Genomic DNA, 18494 nt, shown 5'->3' with positions numbered 1-18494 from the left:
CTACTGTAATTTTCCCTCTTCAGCACAAATGCCTAATAAAATGGCGCGTTCCGCTCACACTTCCACTTATTAAAATCGCAAATTCCCAATTATGATAACGCCAGCTTTAAATGACGTATTTTGCATGGATTACATATTTACGACATAAATGATAAATGGAGATTTATATGAATAACTCTCGGTTATTCCGTTTGAGCAGGATTGTTATTGCGTTCACTGCCGCCAGCGGCATGATGATAAATACCGCTTACGCAACAGATGAAGCGAAAGCCGCCACTCAATATACCCAACAGGTTAATCAGAATTACGCCAAATCATTACCGTTTAGCGATCGTCAGGATTTTGACGATGCTCAGCGTGGATTTATCGCTCCGCTGCTGGATGAAGGTATTCTGCGTGATGCGAACGGTAAAATTTACTACCGCGCGAATGATTACAAATTTGATATTAATGCCGCTGCGCCGGAAACCGTAAACCCCAGCCTGTGGCGTCAGTCGCAGATCAACGGCATTTCTGGCCTGTTTAAAGTCACCGACCGCATGTATCAGGTGCGCAGCCAGGATATCTCGAACATCACCTTCATTGAAGGTGATACGGGCATCATCGTCATTGACCCGCTGGTGACGCCAAATGCAGCAAAAGCCAGCCTTGATCTCTATTTCAAACACCGCCCACAAAAACCGATTGTGGCCGTTATCTACACCCACAGCCACACTGACCACTATGGCGGCGTAAAAGGTATTGTCTCAGAAGCCGATGTAAAAGCAGGCAAAGTGCAGATCATCGCCCCGGCAGGCTTTATGGACGAAGCCATCAGTGAAAACGTGCTGGCGGGTAATATCATGAGTCGCCGTGCATTTTACTCTTACGGCCTGCTACTCCCGCATAATGCACAGGGAGATATCGGCAACGGGCTGGGTGTTACGCTTACTACCGGCGGCCCGACAATTATCGCGCCGACGCGATCTATCACCAAGACAGGAGAGAAACTCAATATCGACGGGCTGGATTTCGAATTCCTGATGGCTCCAGGCAGCGAAGCGCCGTCTGAAATGCACCTCTATATTCCGGCGTTGAAAGCCCTGTGCACAGCGGAAAACAGCACCCATACCCTGCATAACTTCTACACCCTGCGTGGCGCGAAAACCCGTGATACCGCGAAGTGGACCGATTACCTGAATGAAACGCTGGATAAGTGGGGATCACAAGCAGAAGTGCTGTTTATGCCACATACCTGGCCAGTATGGGGTAATCAACATATCAATGATTATATTGGAAAATATCGCGACACCATTAAGTATATTCACGACCAGACCCTGCACCTGGCGAACCAGGGTTACACCATGAATGAAATCGGCAACATGATTCATCTGCCGGAAACGCTGGATAAAAACTGGGCCAGCCGTGGCTATTATGGCTCCGTCAGTCATAACGCTCGCGCGGTATATAACTTTTACCTCGGCTACTACGACGGTAACCCAGCAAACCTGAATCCGTATGGCCAGGTCGATATGGGTAAACGTTATGTCAAAGCGCTGGGAGGTTCCGCACATGCTATCAATCTGGCGCGTGAAGCCTATAAACAGGGCGACTACCGCTGGGCCTCTGAACTGCTGAAACAGGTGATTGCTGCCAATCCGGGAGACCAGGTGGCGAAAAACCTACAGGCCGATACCTTCGAACAATTGGGTTATCAGGCCGAATCAGCCACCTGGCGCGGCTTCTACCTGACGGGAGCGAAAGAACTGCGTGAGGGCGCGAAGAAAATCGAACACGCCAGCACCGCCTCTCCTGACACCATCAAGGGTATGACCGTCGAGATGCTGCTTGATTACATGGCTGTTCGTCTGAACAGTGAGAAAGCCGCGGGCAAATCCATCAGCCTGAACTTCAATCTCTCTGACAACGATAACCTGAACCTCTCACTCAACAATAGCGTATTGAACTACCGTAAAGTACTGCAACCGAAGGTAGACGCATCGTTTTACATGAGCCGCAGCGATCTGCACGACGTGCTGGTCGGACAAGCCAAAATGGCGGATCTGGTAAAGGCGAAGAAAGCCAAAATTATTGGCAATGGCGCAAAACTGGAAGAAATTATTGCCTGTCTGGATAATTTCGATTTGTGGGTGAATATCGTAACCCCCAATTAATGCCACTCGCTTTTGGGGGCGCTGAAGCCCCCAAAAGCATTTATTTTAAAAATATATACAGACAATTAATAAATAAAATATATAAGTTATGAATGCGGTGGCTGAATAAAGCTATTTTTATTCATCGAGAAAATAGCCATACTGACGCCTTCAATGGATATTGATATTCACTACAGATATTGTTCGCAGCAGACAGGATGTATTTAATATGCCAACAGTTCTCTCTCGCATGGCGATGCAACTCAAAAAAACAGCCTGGATAATTCCCGTCTTCATGGTTTCGGGATGCTCATTATCTCCGGCAATCCCGGTGATCGGCGCTTATTATCCCAGCTGGTTTTTCTGCGCCATTGCCAGCCTTATTTTGACGCTCATCACGAGGCGAATTATTCAGAGGGCAAATATCAATCTGGCATTTGTCGGAATTATTTATACCGCCCTTTTTGCTCTCTACGCCATGCTGTTCTGGCTGGCATTTTTCTAATCTATTTGAGACGCGCTCATGGAAAGTACGCCGAAAAAAGCTCCTCGCAGTAAATTCCCTGCTCTGTTAGTGGTTGCGTTGGCGCTGGTTGCCCTTGTTTTCGTTATCTGGCGCGTAGACAGTGCGCCATCAACTAATGACGCCTACGCGTCAGCAGATACCATTGATGTGGTGCCGGAAGTCAGCGGTCGCATTGTAGAACTGGCGGTCACCGACAACCAGGCGGTGAAACAGGGCGATTTGCTGTTCCGCATCGACCCGCGCCCGTACGAAGCCAATCTGGCGAAAGCCGAAGCCTCCCTCGCGGCGCTGGATAAGCAAATTATGCTCACCCAGCGTAGCGTTGACGCACAACAGTTTGGTGCCGACTCGGTTAATGCCACGGTAGAAAAAGCCCGTGCCGCCGCGAAACAGGCCACAGATACATTACGCCGCACCGAGCCATTACTGAAAGAAGGTTTTGTCTCAGCGGAAGACGTTGACCGTGCAAGAACTGCGCAGCGCGCCGCAGAAGCCGATCTTAATGCCGTATTGTTGCAGGCGCAGTCAGCCGCCAGTGCCGTCAGCGGCGTCGATGCGCTGGTCGCCCAACGTGCGGCGGTCGAAGCGGATATTGCCCTGACCAAACTGCATCTGGAAATGGCGACCGTTCGCGCGCCGTTTGATGGCCGGGTCATTTCCCTCAAAACCTCCGTCGGGCAATTTGCTTCTGCCATGCGCCCTATTTTTACCCTAATCGACACTCGTCACTGGTACGTGATCGCCAACTTCCGCGAAACCGATCTGAAAAATATTCGCTCAGGTACACCCGCAACGATTCGCCTGATGAGCGACAGCGGCAAAACCTTCGAGGGTAAAGTGGATTCGATTGGCTACGGCGTGCTACCGGATGACGGCGGCCTGGTGCTGGGCGGCCTGCCGAAAGTGTCTCGTTCTATTAACTGGGTCCGCGTTGCCCAGCGTTTTCCGGTCAAAATCATGGTTGAAAAACCTGACCCGGAAATGTTCCGCATCGGCGCTTCGGCAGTCGCTAATCTTGAGCCACAATAATGAGCGCGCTCAACTCCCTGCCATTACCGGTGGTCAGGCTGCTGGCGTTCTTTCATGAAGAGTTAAGCGAGCGGCGGCCAGGTCGTGTGCCGCAGACCGTGCAACTCTGGGTAGGCTGCCTGCTGGTGATTCTGATCTCGATGACCTTCGAGATCCCCTTTGTGGCGTTATCGCTGGCGGTGCTGTTTTACGGTATTCAGTCCAACGCGTTTTACACCAAATTTGTCGCGATCTTGTTTGTGGTTGCCACGGTGCTGGAGATCGCCAGCCTGTTTTTGATCTACAAATGGTCATATGGCGAACCGTTGATCCGATTGATCATTGCCGGACCGATCCTGATGGGCTGTATGTTTTTGATGCGCACCCATCGGTTGGGGCTGGTCTTTTTCGCTGTCGCCATTGTCGCCATTTACGGGCAAACCTTCCCCGCCATGCTCGACTATCCGGAAGTGGTCGTGCGCTTAACCCTGTGGTGTATTGTTGTCGGCCTCTACCCGACGTTATTGATGACGTTAATCGGCGTGCTGTGGTTTCCCAGCCGCGCTATCACGCAGATGCATCAGGTGCTTAATGATCGGCTTGATGATGCCATTAGCCACCTGACGGACAGCCTCGCACCGCTACCCGAAACGCGGATTGAAAGAGAGGCGCTGGCGCTGCAAAAACTCAATGTCTTTTGCCTCGCGGACGATGCCAACTGGCGAACTCAGAGCGCATGGTGGCAAAGTTGCGTGGCAACGGTAACCTACATTTACTCGACGCTGAATCGCTACGATCCCACCTCTTTTGCTGATTCTCAGGCAATTATTGAATTTCGGCAAAAATTAGCCTCAGAAATCAACAAACTGCAGTATGCCATTGCCGAAGGTCAGTGCTGGCAAAGCGACTGGCGGATCACTGAAAGTGAAGCGATGGCGGCACGGGAATGTAACCTGGAGAATATCTGCCAGACATTGTTGCAACTGGGTCAGATGGACCCGAATACGCCGCCAACGCCCGCCGCCAAACCACCATCAATGGTCGCCGATGCTTTTACCAATCCAGACTATATGCGCTACGCGGTAAAAACGCTGCTCGCCTGTTTGATCTGTTACACCTTCTACAGCGGCGTGGACTGGGAAGGCATTCACACCTGTATGCTGACCTGCGTGATCGTCGCTAACCCGAATGTTGGTTCGTCGTATCAGAAAATGGCTCTGCGTTTTGGCGGGGCCTTTTGCGGCGCGATTCTGGCGCTGTTATTCACGTTATTGGTCATGCCCTGGCTGGACAATATTGTCGAATTGCTGTTTGTGCTGGCACCGATTTTCCTGTTGGGCGCATGGATTGCCACCAGCTCTGAACGCTCTTCTTATATCGGCACACAGATGGTGGTCACCTTCGCGCTCGCCACGCTCGAAAACGTTTTTGGCCCGGTGTACGACCTGGTGGAAATTCGCGATCGCGCCCTGGGTATCATCATTGGTACCGTGGTGTCCGCGGTGATTTACACCTTTGTCTGGCCTGAAAGTGAAGCGCGCACCCTGCCGCAAAAACTGGCTGGCGCGCTGGGTATGTTGAGTAAAGTAATGCAGATCCCACGCCAGCAGGAAGTCACGGCTCTGCGCACTTATCTGCAAATTCGCATAGGTCTGCATGCGGCGTTTAATGCCTGTGAAGAGATGTGCCAACGCGTGGCGCTGGAGCGTCAACTGGACAGCGAAGAACGCGCCTTACTGATTGAACGTTCGCAAACGGTTATTCGTCAGGGTCGCGATATTCTTCACGCCTGGGATGCCACCTGGAACTCGGCGCAGGCGCTGGATAACGCACTACAGCCGGACAGAGCTGGTCAGTTTGCCGACGCCCTGGAGAAATACGCCGCCGGTCTGGCAACCGCACTCAGTCGTTCTCCTCAAATAACGCTTGAAGAAACACCCGCCTCGCAGGCCATCCTGCCGACCTTATTAAAACAGGAGCAACACGTCTGCCAGCTTTTCGCCCGCTTGCCAGACTGGACAGCCCCGGCATTAACGCCCGCCACGGAACAGGCACAAGGAGCCACGCAATGATCAATCGTCAACTTTCACGCCTGCTGTTGTGCAGCATTCTCGGCAGCACGACGCTGATTTCCGGCTGTGCCCTGGTACGTAAGGATTCTGCGCCTCATCAACAGCTCAAACCGGAACAAATCAAACTGGCCGATGATATTCATCTTGCCAGCTCCGGCTGGCCGCAGGCGCAGTGGTGGAAACAACTCAATGACCCGCAGTTGGATGCTTTGATCCAACGGACGCTAAGTGGTTCACACACCCTCGCCGAAGCGAAACTGCGGGAAGAAAAAGCGCAATCGCAGGCCGATTTGTTAGATGCCGGTTCACAGTTGCAGGTGGCAGCGTTAGGGATGCTTAACCGCCAACGCGTCTCGGCGAACGGCTTTTTAAGCCCTTATGCGATGGATGCGCCCGCACTGGGGATGGACGGGCCGTACTATACGGAAGCCACAGTAGGTTTGTTTGCCGGACTGGATCTCGATTTGTGGGGTGTGCATCGCTCAGCGGTTGCCGCCGCCATTGGCGCGCATAATGCCGCGCTGGCAGAAACCGCAGCAGTAGAGCTATCGCTGACCACGGGCGTAGCGCAGCTTTATTACAGTATGCAGGCCAGCTATCAGATGCTCGATCTGTTAGAACAAACACGCAATGTGATTGATTACGCGGTAAAAGCGCACCAGAGTAAAGTGGCGCACGGTCTGGAAGCGCAAGTGCCTTTCCACGGCGCGCGGGCACAGATTCTGGCGGTCGATAAACAAATTGCTGCCGTTAAAGGGCAAATCACCGAAACACGAGAATCTCTGCGCGCATTGATTGGCGCGGGCGCCAGCGATATGCCGGAGATCAAACCGGTGGCATTACCACGAGTCCAGACCGGCATTCCGGCGACACTCTCTTATGAGTTGCTCGCCAGACGCCCGGATCTGCAAGCCATGCGCTGGTATGTTCAGGCGTCATTAGATCAGGTGGATTCCGCGCGGGCGCTGTTCTACCCGAGCTTTGATATCAAAGCGTTTTTCGGCCTGGATTCTATCCACCTGGATACCTTATTCAAAAAAACCAGTCGCCAGTTCAACTTTATCCCAGGTCTGAAATTGCCGCTGTTTGACGGTGGACGGTTGAATGCCAATCTCGAAGGCACGCGCGCCGCCAGCAACATGATGATTGAACGTTACAACCAGTCAGTACTGAACGCGGTGCGCGACGTTGCCGTCAACGGCACGCGTCTGCAAACGCTTAACGACGAGCGAGAGATGCAGGCTGAACGCGTGGAAGCAACGCGCTTCACCCAGCGCGCTGCCGAGGCCGCCTATCAACGCGGCTTAACCAGCCGCTTACAGGCCACCGAAGCCCGGTTGCCAGTGCTTGCCGAGGAGATGTCATTACTGATGCTGGACAGCCGCCGGGTGATCCAAAGCATTCAGTTGATGAAATCGCTGGGCGGCGGGTATCAGGCGGCTCCCGTCGTCGAGAAAAAATAAAATGTCTACCGCGTGATGGCTGTCACGCGGTATTTCGTTTCGTCACGTCAAAACTGACGACAGCCTGTTTTTCGTCAGAGTTTTGAATAAATAGTGCCCGTAATATCAGGGAATGACCCCAAATAAAATGTGGCATAAAAGATGCATACTGTAGTCGAGAGCGCGTATGCGTGATTTGATTAACTGGAGCGAGACCGATGAAAAAAGTCGTCACGGTTTGCCCCTATTGCGCGTCAGGTTGCAAAATCAACCTGGTCGTCGATAACGGCAAAATCGTCCGGGCGGAGGCAGCGCAGGGGAAAACCAACCAGGGTACCCTGTGTCTGAAGGGTTATTATGGCTGGGACTTCATTAACGATACCCAGATCCTGACCCCGCGCCTGAAAACCCCCATGATCCGTCGCCAGCGTGGCGGCAAACTCGAACCTGTTTCCTGGGATGAGGCACTGAATTACGTTGCCGAGCGCCTGAGCGCCATCAAAGAGAAGTACGGTCCGGATGCCATCCAGACGACCGGCTCCTCGCGTGGTACGGGTAACGAAACCAACTATGTAATGCAAAAATTTGCGCGCGCCGTTATTGGTACCAATAACGTTGACTGCTGCGCTCGTGTCTGACACGGCCCATCGGTTGCAGGTCTGCACCAATCGGTCGGTAATGGCGCAATGAGCAATGCTATTAACGAAATTGATAATACCGATTTAGTGTTCGTTTTCGGGTACAACCCGGCGGATTCCCACCCAATCGTGGCGAACCACGTAATTAACGCTAAACGTAACGGGGCGAAAATTATCGTCTGCGATCCGCGCAAAATTGAAACTGCGCGCATTGCTGACATGCACATTGCATTGAAAAACGGCTCGAACATCGCGCTGTTGAATGCGATGGGCCATGTCATTATTGAAGAAAATCTGTACGACAAAGCGTTCGTCGCTTCCCGTACAGAAGGCTTTGAAGAGTATCGTAAAATCGTTGAAGGCTACACGCCGGAGTCGGTTGAAGATATCACCGGCGTCAGCGCCAGTGAGATTCGTCAGGCGGCGCGGATGTATGCCCAGGCGAAAAGCGCCGCCATCCTGTGGGGCATGGGTGTAACCCAGTTCTACCAGGGCGTGGAAACCGTGCGTTCTCTGACCAGCCTCGCGATGCTGACTGGTAACCTCGGTAAGCCGCATGCGGGTGTAAACCCGGTTCGTGGTCAGAACAACGTGCAGGGTGCCTGCGATATGGGCGCGCTGCCGGATACGTATCCGGGATACCAGTACGTGAAAGATCCGGCTAACCGCGAGAAATTCGCCAAAGCCTGGGGCGTGGAAAGCCTGCCTGCTCATACCGGTTATCGCATCAGCGAGCTGCCGCACCGCGCAGCGCATGGTGAAGTGCGTGCCGCGTACATTATGGGCGAAGATCCGCTACAAACTGACGCGGAGCTGTCGGCAGTACGTAAAGCCTTTGAAGATCTGGAACTGGTCATCGTTCAGGACATCTTTATGACCAAAACCGCGTCGGCGGCGGATGTCATTTTACCGTCAACGTCGTGGGGCGAGCATGAAGGCGTGTTTACTGCGGCTGACCGTGGCTTCCAGCGTTTCTTTAAAGCAGTTGAACCGAAATGGGATTTGAAAACGGACTGGCAAATCATCAGTGAAATCGCCACCCGTATGGGTTATCCGATGCACTACAACAACACCCAGGAGATCTGGGATGAGTTGCGTCATCTGTGCCCGGATTTCTACGGTGCTACGTACGAGAAAATGGGCGAACTGGGCTTCATTCAGTGGCCTTGCCGCGATACTTCAGATGCCGATCAGGGGACTTCTTATCTGTTTAAAGAGAAGTTTGATACCCCGAACGGTCTGGCGCAGTTCTTCACCTGCGACTGGGTAGCGCCAATCGACAAACTCACCGACGAGTATCCGATGGTACTGTCAACGGTGCGTGAAGTTGGTCACTACTCTTGCCGTTCGATGACCGGTAACTGTGCGGCACTGGCGGCGCTGGCTGATGAACCTGGCTACGCACAAATCAATACCGAAGACGCCAAACGTCTGGGTATTGAAGATGAGGCATTGGTTTGGGTGCACTCGCGTAAAGGCAAAATTATCACCCGTGCGCAGGTCAGCGATCGTCCGAACAAAGGGGCGATTTACATGACCTACCAGTGGTGGATTGGTGCCTGTAACGAGCTGGTTACCGAAAACTTAAGCCCGATTACGAAAACGCCGGAATACAAATACTGCGCCGTGCGCGTCGAGCCGATCGCCGATCAGCGCGCCGCCGAGCAGTACGTGATTGACGAGTACAACAAGTTGAAAACTCGCCTGCGCGAAGCGGCACTGGCGTAATACAGTCCTTTCTACAGCCTCCTTTCGGAGGCTGTTTTTTTATCCATTCGAACTCTTTATACTGGTTACTCCCTACCCAATCGTATTATCAAAATGAAAAAAATTATCGCATTGATGTTGTTTTTGACATTCTTTGCCCACGCGAACGACTCCGAGCCTGGCAGCCAGTATTTAAAGGCAGCAGAGGCCGGGGACCGACGCGCACAATATTTTCTTGCCGACAGCTGGTTTAGCTCCGGCGATTTGAGCAAAGCCGAATATTGGGCACAGAAAGCCGCCGACAGCGGTGATGCTGATGCCTGCGCGCTGTTAGCGCAGATCAAAATCACCAATCCGGTCAGTCTGGACTATCCACAAGCAAAAGTTCTTGCAGAGAAAGCGGCGCAAGCGGGCAGTAAAGAAGGTGAAGTAACGCTGGCGCATATTCTGGTAAATACGCAAGCGGGTAAACCGGATTATCCAAAGGCGATTTCGCTGTTAGAAAACGCCTCGGAAGATCTGGAGAACGACTCTGCCGTCGATGCCCAAATGCTGCTTGGTTTGATTTACGCCAACGGCGTGGGCATTAAGGCCGACGATGACAAGGCAACCTGGTATTTCAAACGCAGCTCTGCGATTTCCCGAACCGGTTATTCCGAGTACTGGGCGGGAATGATGTTCTTAAACGGTGAAGAAGGTTTTATCGAGAAGAACAAGCAAAAGGCGCTGCACTGGTTGAATCTGAGCTGTATGGAAGGGTTTGATACCGGGTGTGAAGAGTTTGAAAAATTAACTAACGGTTAATGTAGGCCTGATAAGACGCGGCAAGCGTCGCATCAGGCATCCACACATTGCCGGGTGGATATCCCCGGCAATCTTCAATTATTGATCCGCAGTTTTATCAAATTTGCCCAGCACTTCGCGCTCATAAGCCAGCGCTTTCTTACGGTCAAATTTGTGTTCCCACTTGGCAATCACCAGCACCGCCAGCGCATTACCCACCACGTTCAGCGCAGTACGCGCCATGTCGAGGATACGGTCAACACCGGCAATAAACGCCAGACCTTCCAGCGGGATCCCTACGCTGCCCAGCGTTGCCAGCAACACCACAAACGACACGCCCGGCACGCCAGCAATCCCTTTCGAGGTCACCATCAGCGTCAGCACCAGAATGATTTCCTGCCAGATGGACAGGTCAATGCCATACAACTGCGCGATGAAGATAGCGGCAATACTTTGATACAGCGTCGAACCATCAAGGTTAAAAGAGTAACCGGTCGGCACCACGAAACTGGTGATCGACGCCGGTGCACCGTAGGCTTCCATCTTCTCAATAATTCGCGGCAGCACGCTTTCAGAACTGGCAGTGGAGTACGCCAGAATCAGCTCATCTTTCAGAATACGAATCAGGATCCAGACGCTTAACCCGCACAGGCGCGCCACAATTCCCAGTACGACCAGCGCGAAGAACAGAATGGCGAAATGCACCAGCAGCACCAGTTTCGCCAGTGGCCACAGAGACGAGAAACCAAAGTTAGCCACCGTCACCGCAATCAGCGCAAACACACCCACCGGCGCATAACGCATCACCATATGAGTCACTTTAAACATGGTTTCAGAGATGGAGCGGAACACGGTCACCAGCGGTTCACGATGCGTCGCGGGCAGGGAGGAAAGCCCCAGACCAAACAGCACCGAGAAGAAGATGATCGGCAGCATTTCGCCTTTCGCCATCGACGCCACAATGTTCGTCGGCACCAGCGACAAAATCGTGCCCATAATGCCGTGGGAACTGCTTTGTACCGCTTCCGTAGTGCTCTGATATTTCGAGATATCGACGGTCGCCAGCTGCGACATATCCACCCCGGCACCGGGCTGGAAGACGTTCGCCAGAGTGATCCCCAAAATGATGGCGACGGTGGTGATCACCTCGAAGTAGATAATGGTTTTCGCACCAATACGCCCGAGCTGTTTGGCATCACCAACACCCGCGATACCCACCACCAGCGTGGAGATCACAATCGGCACAACAATCATTTTGATCAGATGGATGAAGATATCACCCGCCGGAGAGAGCAAATTGACGACCAGCCAGTCGCGGCTGTCGCTATGGTAGTGCAGGTAGCTTCCCAGGAGAATGCCCAGCACCATAGCAAATAGAATCTGCCAGGCCAGGCTGAATTTTATATTTTTCATCAGAATAACTTCCTCAATGGAGCGCTGTTCCCCGTTCAGAAACGCGAGAACGTGACATACTGCCAGGGCATGAATTGTGTTGCGTTGGTTTGTAGATTTTTTTAACGCTTATGATCAGTATCATTTGCGCGGTATGTTGCGCAACCCTTTAACAACAGAGCTTTTCGCTGCATTAATGCATAATAACGCGAGTTTATGGCAGGATTAATGAATAACCATTTGTTATGGAAAGATTTTTATTTGTTTAATCTGCAATAATACTGATTGGTGATTATTTTTGGCATATGTTCATTCGATTATTTTTTATGCAGCTCAATAACATAATCTTCATCACCAGATGATTAATCTGATCTCCGCTGCAACAATTTCGCCATATTAATCGACTCGACCAGCTGTGTCCGGTTGATCCGGGGTGAGTTGAGATCCATCACTTTTTGCCATAGTTCTATGGCTTGCGCGTAATTCGCCTGCATAAACGCATCGGAAGCCAGCAGCATCAGAGCGGTGATTTCGTTAGAGTCCAGCGCGAGGGCTTTGTCGATCATTGCGCGAGTCTGGGCGGTCATATGCTGGCTGGCCTGGTAATAAAGCACCGTCGCCAGCGCCGCATACAGTTCAGCGTTCTCACCACGTAGTTGCAACGCCTGACGGTACGCCAGCAGCGAATTGCTGTAATCGTTTTGCCACAGATAATACTCGCCCAGTAACGCCCATTGTTCGCTGTTTTGTGGATTAGCGCGGATTTTATCCTGCAATGCCTGAAGCTGCGCTTCCGGGGTCTGCTGGCTGGCAAACTGATGTAGCGGATCGCGCTGACGCTGATACTCCGCACGCACCGCCTGCCATTTTGGACTTAGCAGATAACTGCCGACACAGAGAAATACCATCAAAATCGTGAGTGTTGTCAGCATTTTCACCGGTATTTGAGGCTGTTTCATCGCTTCGCCCTCACTCGCCAGAGGATCAGTGCCATCAGCAGTAACAACACCACTGGCAGCGCCCACAACACCAGCGTCTGACCCGTTAACGGTGGGTTATAGCGAACAAAATCTCCGTAGCGTTCGGTCATCCAGCCAATGATTTCGACTTCACTTTTCCCCTCTTCCACCATGCTGTAAACCTGATGGCGCATACTGACCGCCACCGGCGCATTGGATTCCAGTAAGTTCTGATTCTGGCACTGCGGACAACGTAACTGGCTGGCAATAGTTAACGCCTGTTCCTGTTGTTGCGGATTGGCGAATTGCCAGGTGTCTACAACCTGAGCGCGCGCAAAACAGGTAAATAACAGCAGTAGCGTGAGAAGCCCTTTATTCATCGCGCTTCCTCCCCCGCCATCCGCTTAACAATGCGCCCGCAATCATCAACAATCCTCCCCCCCAGATCCAGCGCACACCGCTTTGTACATACAAACGAAAAGCGTAACGATCCGGTCCGGTTTTCTCGCCCATGACCGCATACCAGTCATGGATGCCGTTCCAGCGCATTGACGGTTCCATCATTTGCTGACGGCGTGCTTCATAAAAACGCCGCTCCGGCGTCAGTTCACCAATACGTTGCTGATGGTCAAACAGTGCCACTATCGCTTTTTCGCTGGTGTAATTGCCTCTGGCTTGCAGATCGAGACGCTCAAAACGGAAGGCGTATCCTGCCAGCGTCACCTGCTGACCCGGCTGTAAATTCAGGCTGATCTCCTGACGGCTGACGCTGGAGACCACGATCCCTGCGGCAAATAACAGCACGCCCGCATGCGCCAGCAGCGCCGGAAGCTGCACGCGTTTGCCAGAGACAAACGTCGCCAGCACAATCACCACCAGCATCAACAGACCAAACGGTAACGTCGCACGGTTAAAATACGGCGCGCCAACGGAGAGGCGTCCCCAGCCCAGCAGGCCGTAAATCATCGGATAAAGCGTTCCCACCAGCACGATCAGTAGCACTGCGCAAAACAGCAACAGCGTAGCGAGGATTAACATTTCCCGCGATAACCCCGAAAAACGCACCGCCGGGCCACCGTCCCGCGCTCGCCAGCCATACAGAGTCAGAGACGCAAGGCTAATCAGTGCAAACAGGCTGAACAACGGCACGGCGCGAACGTTATCCAGCGCGAACGCATGAACCGAAACCAGAATGCCAGAACGGACAATTAAGGTGCCCAGCAGCGACAGCATCAGAGTAACTATCGCCAGTAACAGCGACCAGTGGCGGAAAATCCCCCGCTGGCGTGTCAGGGACAAACTGTGCAGCAGCGCAGTGGCAGAAAGCCAGGGTAATAAAGAGGCGTTTTCCACCGGATCCCAGAACCACCAGCCGCCCCAGCCCAGTTCGCAATAGGCCCACCAGGAACCGAGGATGATCCCCGCCGTTAATGCCCCCCAGCCTGGTAGTGCCCAGCGCCAGCAAATTCGGGCGCAGGTACCATCAAACTCGCCGCGCAGTAAACTCGCCAGCGCCACGCTCGCCGCCACCATCAAACCGCCGTAGCCGAGATAAAGCAGCGGTGGATGAAAGATAAGACCGGGATGTTGCAGCATCGGATTGAGATCGCGGCCTTCGATTGCTGGCGGAAATATCCGCACGAAGGGATCGGACCACAGCACTACAAACAGTAGCAGTGCGGCGAGCATGAGAGATAAAACGGCTAGCGTCAGCGGAAATAGCGGATCGGTTTGCTGCCGATAATGCCAGGCAAACAGCGCGCTCCAGGCGGAAAGCAGCAGCACCCAAAGCAGCAGCGAACCTTCATGACCGCCCCACACCGCCGCCAGTTTGAGTTCCCACGACAGCAGGCTGTAGCTATGTTGGGCGACATAAATGACCGAGAAATCGCTGATGAGAAAACAATACGTCAGTACGCCAAAGGCGAGCAGCAGGAGCGCGAACTGCGCCAGAATGCCGATGCAAGTGAGTCGCATCATGGCAGGCCAGCGCAACCGCACTCCCGCAAAGGCCGTCAACGGGGTCAACACGTTGACCCCGAGACTTAACAACAACGCCAGAAAACCGACTTCAGGAAGGAATACGTCCAGAAACCACCTCTGTTCTGGCTTACGCCACCGTTAACTGCCCGGCGTAGAGAATGAAAAAGCGCAGCATCAACACGCCGACCAGGCTGGCCCCACACGCCGCCAGCACGGCAGGAATGCCGGAACTGCGATTGACCCACGGTTTGAGCAACATTGGCACAATCAACCCCAGCCCGGCGACACCAAGCCAGAACCACCACGTCCAGAAACCGCCGCCCAATGCCGCCACCAGCGCACGCACTTTACCGTCATCGCCCAGCGCCAGACCGACAAAAAACGCCACCAGCAGGAAGATTTCGCCCCATACCACAGGGATCTCCATACGGTGTACAAAGTGCGCTTCCGTGGAATGCGGATTTTTGCGCTGACATATCGCCATGGCGATCAGCGCCACCGCCGCACCGGACGAGATGCCGGAGAAGAGGAACAGCACCGGCAGGATCGGGTTATTAAGGAACGGATACGATTTCAGCGCCGACAGCAGAAAGCCGGTATAAGCCCCCAACAACACCGCCAGCACCAGCATCAATGTTTCCAGTCCGCGATGAACGGGCGTCAGCAGGCTCAGAACCTTTTGCACGATCCCCAGCTTCGGCAACCAGCGTTGTTGCAGGGCAAGCAAATCATGTTCAAAGATTTTCGCCAGCCACAGCACCAGCACCACCATGTAGAGCTGAAACAGCATCACCCCCATCGACATCACCGAGGTAAAACTGTAGTGGAACATCAGCTTCCAGAAGGTCCACGGTCTTGTCAGGTGGAAGACGAGGATCAACAGACCAAGGATCACCGCGCCCGGCCCGACAATCAGCGTGGTGCGCAGCAACGTACTGTCTGCACCGCCCGCCTGCGGGTAGAAGCGACGTAACAGCACGGCCAGCGTCACCAGACCGGCAGAAATACCAATCAAAAACAGGTAGATGGCAATCGGCCAGTCCCACACCAGCGATTCAAAATGAAATGCGGAAGTCTGCGTCATTGGCTCACCTCCCCGTATTTAAACGGTATGCGGTACAGCTTCGGTTTGGTTCCCAGCGCCAGCTTGTAGCGATAAGTGGGTTTCTGGCACAGCAGTTGCGAAATCTCACTGTTGGGATCGTCCAGATTGCCAAACGTCAGCGCCTTCGTCGGGCAAGCTTCAACGCACGCGGGCAGCTTACCGGCCTGCAAATGGGTCTTACGGCAGAAATCGCATTTGTCCGCTGTCTTCGTGACCGGATGGATAAAGCGCACGCGGTACGGACAGGCGGCGATGCAGTACTGACAACCGACGCAGAGATCCGGGTTAACATCGACAATCCCGCTGGCAGCGTCGCGAAAAGACGCACCGGTCGGGCAGACGTCAACGCACGGCGCACGATCGCAGTGCTGGCAAGACTTACGGAAGAAGCGATATTTCACATCAGGAAATTCGCCCTGCGGCTCGCTACGAATAATCGTCAGGCGCGAGACGCCTTCCGGCACCTTGTTCACTTTCCGACAAGCATCCATACAGGCGGTACAGCCGATGCATAACGACTCGTCATGCACCATGCCGTAACGCACACCATTGATATTCAACGTTTTCGCCACCACGCGCCCTGCGGTGCCGCTGACGGCGGCCAGCACACCGACGCCGGTGAGAAACTGGCGACGTGACCAGGTCATGGCTGCTCCTTAAGCAACGGAACAGACGCCGGGTTAAAGTTCGGATTGGTGCGCTGATCGCTGTGGCAATCGACGCAAATCTTAATCCGTCCTTTGTCACTTAACGTCTGCATCGTATCTTGCTGTGGATGCAGGGAATGGCAGCTGGCGCACGCCACTTTGGTTACGTGGACATCGTGCGGCCAGAACGCTTTTTGCAACTGTTTCGGCAGATGACAGGACATACAGACGCTGTTCTGCTCTCCAACCTTGTACATCGGCTCGTTAAAGCGCATCACATCTTTCACCCCTTCGCGGTGTTGCGGTGATGGCTGGCCGTGACAGTTGGTGCAGGTGACCGGCAGTTTGTTATTCGGGTTGATAACGGAAGCATGTTTGCCATGCATACCTTCGGTATCTGGTTTATGACAGTCCAGACAGGCGGCATCCGGGTTACGCTGCTGGGTAACTTCGTAGCGATCACCAGATGCCTGCGCCGCAGGGGTAGCGGTAATTCCGTTCAGGCTCCACAACAGGCCCGACGCCAGCACCCCGGCAGTTAATAACGAACGTAATACGCTCATATTCACTCCATTGTGTTTTCCGCCCCTTGCGAGGTGGAACGGGGTTATTGGCTTAACAGACCGTTTTTACGTGCCTGCTCTTCCCACTGTGGGATCACCGTTTTGATGAAGTCCTGCTTCTCGGCCTTGATTTGCTCCATGTTCAGGCCAATGGACTGCTGGGCTTTCTCTTTGGTCGAGATATCCGGGATCTGGATTTCATGGATGATGCCTTTGGTCGCCAGCAGGCGCGCCAGTTTGGTGCGTGCATCCGCCGCTTTATCCATCGCCGTACCGAGCATCCTCAGACCTTCTTCCGGTGCGTGCATATGAATGCCGTGGGAAGCGATCGCCAAATCCCAACGCCACTGGGCATGACGGATATCGTCCTGAATCGGCTTCATTTCGGCTTCCGTCGCGCCTGCATCCAGCGCCGCTTTCGCTTCGAAGTGAGCGTGAACCAGTTGATCTTCAACCTTGATTTTCAGGTCGTTAATCGACTGCTTACGTTCCGCGACCACTTTTTGCAAGGCAGCTTTGTCCTGGGTATGGCAGTTCGCACAAGTCTGGGCGAAGTTATCAAACGGATTACCAATTTTATGGTCGGTGTAGAGTTTGCCTTCGGCGTTCTGCACTTTTGGCATATGGCAATCGATACAGGTCACGTTATTTTTGCCATGAATGCCCGCTGTCCAGGTTTCATATTCCGGGTGCTGCGCTTTCAGCATTGGCGTTTTCGACAGGGAGTTAGTCCAGTCAGAGAAGGCAATTTTGTCGTAATACTGCTCCATATTTTCGACTTTCATGCCGTCATCCCACGGGAATTTAACCGCTTTGTTTTTGCCGTCGAAGTAATACTCCACATGGCACTGACCGCAAACCATCGATTGCTGGTCGAAACGTCCGGCTTTCTCAAAAGGTTTACCAATGGCTTCCATCGCGCGAGCCGCATACGGACGGGAAAGGGTTAACTCCGGTTTGCCTTTGGCGAACTCTGGTGAGGCGGTGTTATGGCAATCGGCACAACCTAAGTTGTTGACGATTTCCGGGCCGCCGCGCGCCCATTTTCCGTGGAAGTAGCCATCTTCGCCGTCTTTCTGGATCAGACGCGCCACATCCGGGCTTTTACAACTCCAGCATGCCATCGGTAGCGGACCATCTTCAGCGTTTTTCGGCGCACCGGTACGCAGGGTTTCACGCACATCGGTCACAGCAAAGGCATGTCCACGCGGCTTGTTGTAATCGCGCGAGAAGGGATACCCCGCCCACAGGATCACCAGCCGTGGATCTTCCGCCAGGGCGTCAACACGCTCTGACTGTTCCGAGGTGGCTTTCCAGGAGAGATATTGATCGGGATGCTGCGGGGCAAAGGTTTCATTCTTCGCTTCCACAGTTACAGGTTTTGCGGGAGCTGCCGTTTGTTCAGCGTGAACAGAAGTGAAAAAGAAAAAAGGAATAAATAAGCTGAAGATACGGCGTGCGTTTATTTTTATCCTTGTCATAGGGGCTTCATCCGAATTGCGCCATTGTTGCAATGGCGGTTTTTATTGTTTTTCAC

At 53.3% G+C, this 18494-nt stretch carries 15 protein-coding genes; 7 read left to right on the top strand and 8 right to left on the bottom strand.

The window, feature by feature from the left end; all coding sequences use genetic code 11:
* Positions 1–167 precede the first annotated feature (167 nt).
* The 7 genes from ACJHYW_RS11560 (at position 168) to yjcO (ending at position 10329) form a co-directional block, all read left to right on the top strand.
* A complete protein-coding gene (locus ACJHYW_RS11560) occupies positions 168–2153 on the top strand; it encodes an alkyl/aryl-sulfatase (protein ID WP_061092766.1) in 1986 nt (661 codons plus the stop codon).
* A 208-nt stretch (positions 2154–2361) separates the two neighbouring features.
* On the top strand, positions 2362–2637 hold the full coding sequence (locus tag ACJHYW_RS11555; protein WP_001305715.1) for a YtcA family lipoprotein: 276 nt from the start codon (positions 2362–2364) through the stop codon (positions 2635–2637).
* 18 nt (positions 2638–2655) lie between these two features.
* A complete protein-coding gene (mdtN, locus tag ACJHYW_RS11550) occupies positions 2656–3687 on the top strand; it encodes a multidrug efflux transporter periplasmic adaptor subunit MdtN (protein ID WP_000446379.1) in 1032 nt (343 codons plus the stop codon).
* Entirely contained in the window at positions 3687–5738 is a 2052-nt protein-coding gene (gene mdtO, locus ACJHYW_RS11545; protein ID WP_061092767.1) for a multidrug efflux transporter permease subunit MdtO, read from the top strand. The genes mdtN and mdtO overlap by 1 nt, the downstream gene beginning before the upstream one ends.
* On the top strand, positions 5735–7201 hold the full coding sequence (gene mdtP, locus ACJHYW_RS11540; protein WP_000610586.1) for a multidrug efflux transporter outer membrane subunit MdtP: 1467 nt from the start codon (positions 5735–5737) through the stop codon (positions 7199–7201). Before mdtO ends, mdtP begins: the two co-directional genes overlap by 4 nt.
* A 197-nt stretch (positions 7202–7398) precedes the next feature.
* On the top strand, positions 7399–9546 hold the full coding sequence (gene fdhF / locus ACJHYW_RS11535; protein WP_001300547.1) for a formate dehydrogenase subunit alpha: 2148 nt from the start codon (positions 7399–7401) through the stop codon (positions 9544–9546).
* Positions 9547–9639: 93 nt separating this feature from the next.
* Positions 9640–10329: a Sel1 family TPR-like repeat protein YjcO gene (yjcO, locus tag ACJHYW_RS11530; protein WP_000719886.1), complete on the top strand. Its 690-nt coding sequence runs from the start codon at positions 9640–9642 to the stop codon at positions 10327–10329.
* Positions 10330–10407: 78 nt separating this feature from the next.
* Here yjcO and gltP read toward each other — a convergent pair whose 3' ends face one another.
* From gltP to nrfA, 8 genes are all read right to left on the bottom strand, one after another.
* Positions 10408–11721, bottom strand: a complete 1314-nt coding sequence (gene gltP / locus ACJHYW_RS11525) for a glutamate/aspartate:proton symporter GltP (RefSeq protein WP_000789589.1) — start codon at positions 11719–11721, stop codon at positions 10408–10410.
* Between the two features lie 341 nt (positions 11722–12062).
* Entirely contained in the window at positions 12063–12659 is a 597-nt protein-coding gene (nrfG, locus tag ACJHYW_RS11520) for a heme lyase NrfEFG subunit NrfG (protein WP_000812982.1), read from the bottom strand.
* The gene (nrfF, locus tag ACJHYW_RS11515) at positions 12656–13039 is read right to left on the bottom strand and encodes a heme lyase NrfEFG subunit NrfF (protein ID WP_001032541.1); all 384 of its coding nucleotides are present in this window, start codon (positions 13037–13039) and stop codon (positions 12656–12658) included. Before nrfF ends, nrfG begins: the two co-directional genes overlap by 4 nt.
* Positions 13032–14750, bottom strand: a complete 1719-nt coding sequence (locus tag ACJHYW_RS11510; protein WP_071987228.1) for a heme lyase CcmF/NrfE family subunit — start codon at positions 14748–14750, stop codon at positions 13032–13034. Before ACJHYW_RS11510 ends, nrfF begins: the two co-directional genes overlap by 8 nt.
* A gap of 19 nt (positions 14751–14769) precedes the next feature.
* On the bottom strand, positions 14770–15726 hold the full coding sequence (gene nrfD, locus ACJHYW_RS11505; RefSeq protein ID WP_000195162.1) for a cytochrome c nitrite reductase subunit NrfD: 957 nt from the start codon (positions 15724–15726) through the stop codon (positions 14770–14772).
* Complete coding sequence (gene nrfC, locus ACJHYW_RS11500; RefSeq protein WP_000220294.1) at positions 15723–16394, bottom strand: cytochrome c nitrite reductase Fe-S protein; 672 nt, start codon at positions 16392–16394, stop codon at positions 15723–15725. The genes nrfD and nrfC overlap by 4 nt, the downstream gene beginning before the upstream one ends.
* A complete protein-coding gene (gene nrfB, locus ACJHYW_RS11495; RefSeq protein ID WP_001361475.1) occupies positions 16391–16957 on the bottom strand; it encodes a cytochrome c nitrite reductase pentaheme subunit in 567 nt (188 codons plus the stop codon). The genes nrfC and nrfB overlap by 4 nt, the downstream gene beginning before the upstream one ends.
* Positions 16958–17001: 44 nt before the next feature.
* Positions 17002–18438: an ammonia-forming nitrite reductase cytochrome c552 subunit gene (gene nrfA, locus ACJHYW_RS11490; protein WP_001361474.1), complete on the bottom strand. Its 1437-nt coding sequence runs from the start codon at positions 18436–18438 to the stop codon at positions 17002–17004.
* Between the last annotated feature and the right edge of the window lie 56 nt (positions 18439–18494).

The sequence above is a fragment of the Escherichia sp. WS3063 genome (assembly GCF_046486595.1).
Lineage (GTDB): Bacteria > Pseudomonadota > Gammaproteobacteria > Enterobacterales > Enterobacteriaceae > Escherichia > Escherichia coli.
The sequence above is the reverse complement of the archived record's forward strand: the minus strand, read 5'-3'. Positions and strand labels throughout refer to the sequence as shown.

Bases quoted from the DNA above. Each gene is read 5' to 3' on its own strand.
- mdtO (WP_061092767.1), top strand. From the start codon at position 3,687: ATGAGCGCGCTCAACTCCCTGCCATTACCGGTGGTCAGGCTGCTGGCG.
- gltP (WP_000789589.1), bottom strand. From the start codon at position 11,721: ATGAAAAATATAAAATTCAGCCTGGCCTGGCAGATTCTATTTGCTATG.
- nrfF (WP_001032541.1), bottom strand. From the start codon at position 13,039: ATGAATAAAGGGCTTCTCACGCTACTGCTGTTATTTACCTGTTTTGCG.
- nrfC (WP_000220294.1), bottom strand. From the start codon at position 16,394: ATGACCTGGTCACGTCGCCAGTTTCTCACCGGCGTCGGTGTGCTGGCC.
- yjcO (WP_000719886.1), top strand. From the start codon at position 9,640: ATGAAAAAAATTATCGCATTGATGTTGTTTTTGACATTCTTTGCCCAC.
- mdtP (WP_000610586.1), top strand. From the start codon at position 5,735: ATGATCAATCGTCAACTTTCACGCCTGCTGTTGTGCAGCATTCTCGGC.
- ACJHYW_RS11555 (WP_001305715.1), top strand. From the start codon at position 2,362: ATGCCAACAGTTCTCTCTCGCATGGCGATGCAACTCAAAAAAACAGCC.
- nrfA (WP_001361474.1), bottom strand. From the start codon at position 18,438: ATGACAAGGATAAAAATAAACGCACGCCGTATCTTCAGCTTATTTATT.
- nrfG (WP_000812982.1), bottom strand. From the start codon at position 12,659: ATGAAACAGCCTCAAATACCGGTGAAAATGCTGACAACACTCACGATT.
- ACJHYW_RS11560 (WP_061092766.1), top strand. From the start codon at position 168: ATGAATAACTCTCGGTTATTCCGTTTGAGCAGGATTGTTATTGCGTTC.
- nrfD (WP_000195162.1), bottom strand. From the start codon at position 15,726: ATGACGCAGACTTCCGCATTTCATTTTGAATCGCTGGTGTGGGACTGG.
- mdtN (WP_000446379.1), top strand. From the start codon at position 2,656: ATGGAAAGTACGCCGAAAAAAGCTCCTCGCAGTAAATTCCCTGCTCTG.
- nrfB (WP_001361475.1), bottom strand. From the start codon at position 16,957: ATGAGCGTATTACGTTCGTTATTAACTGCCGGGGTGCTGGCGTCGGGC.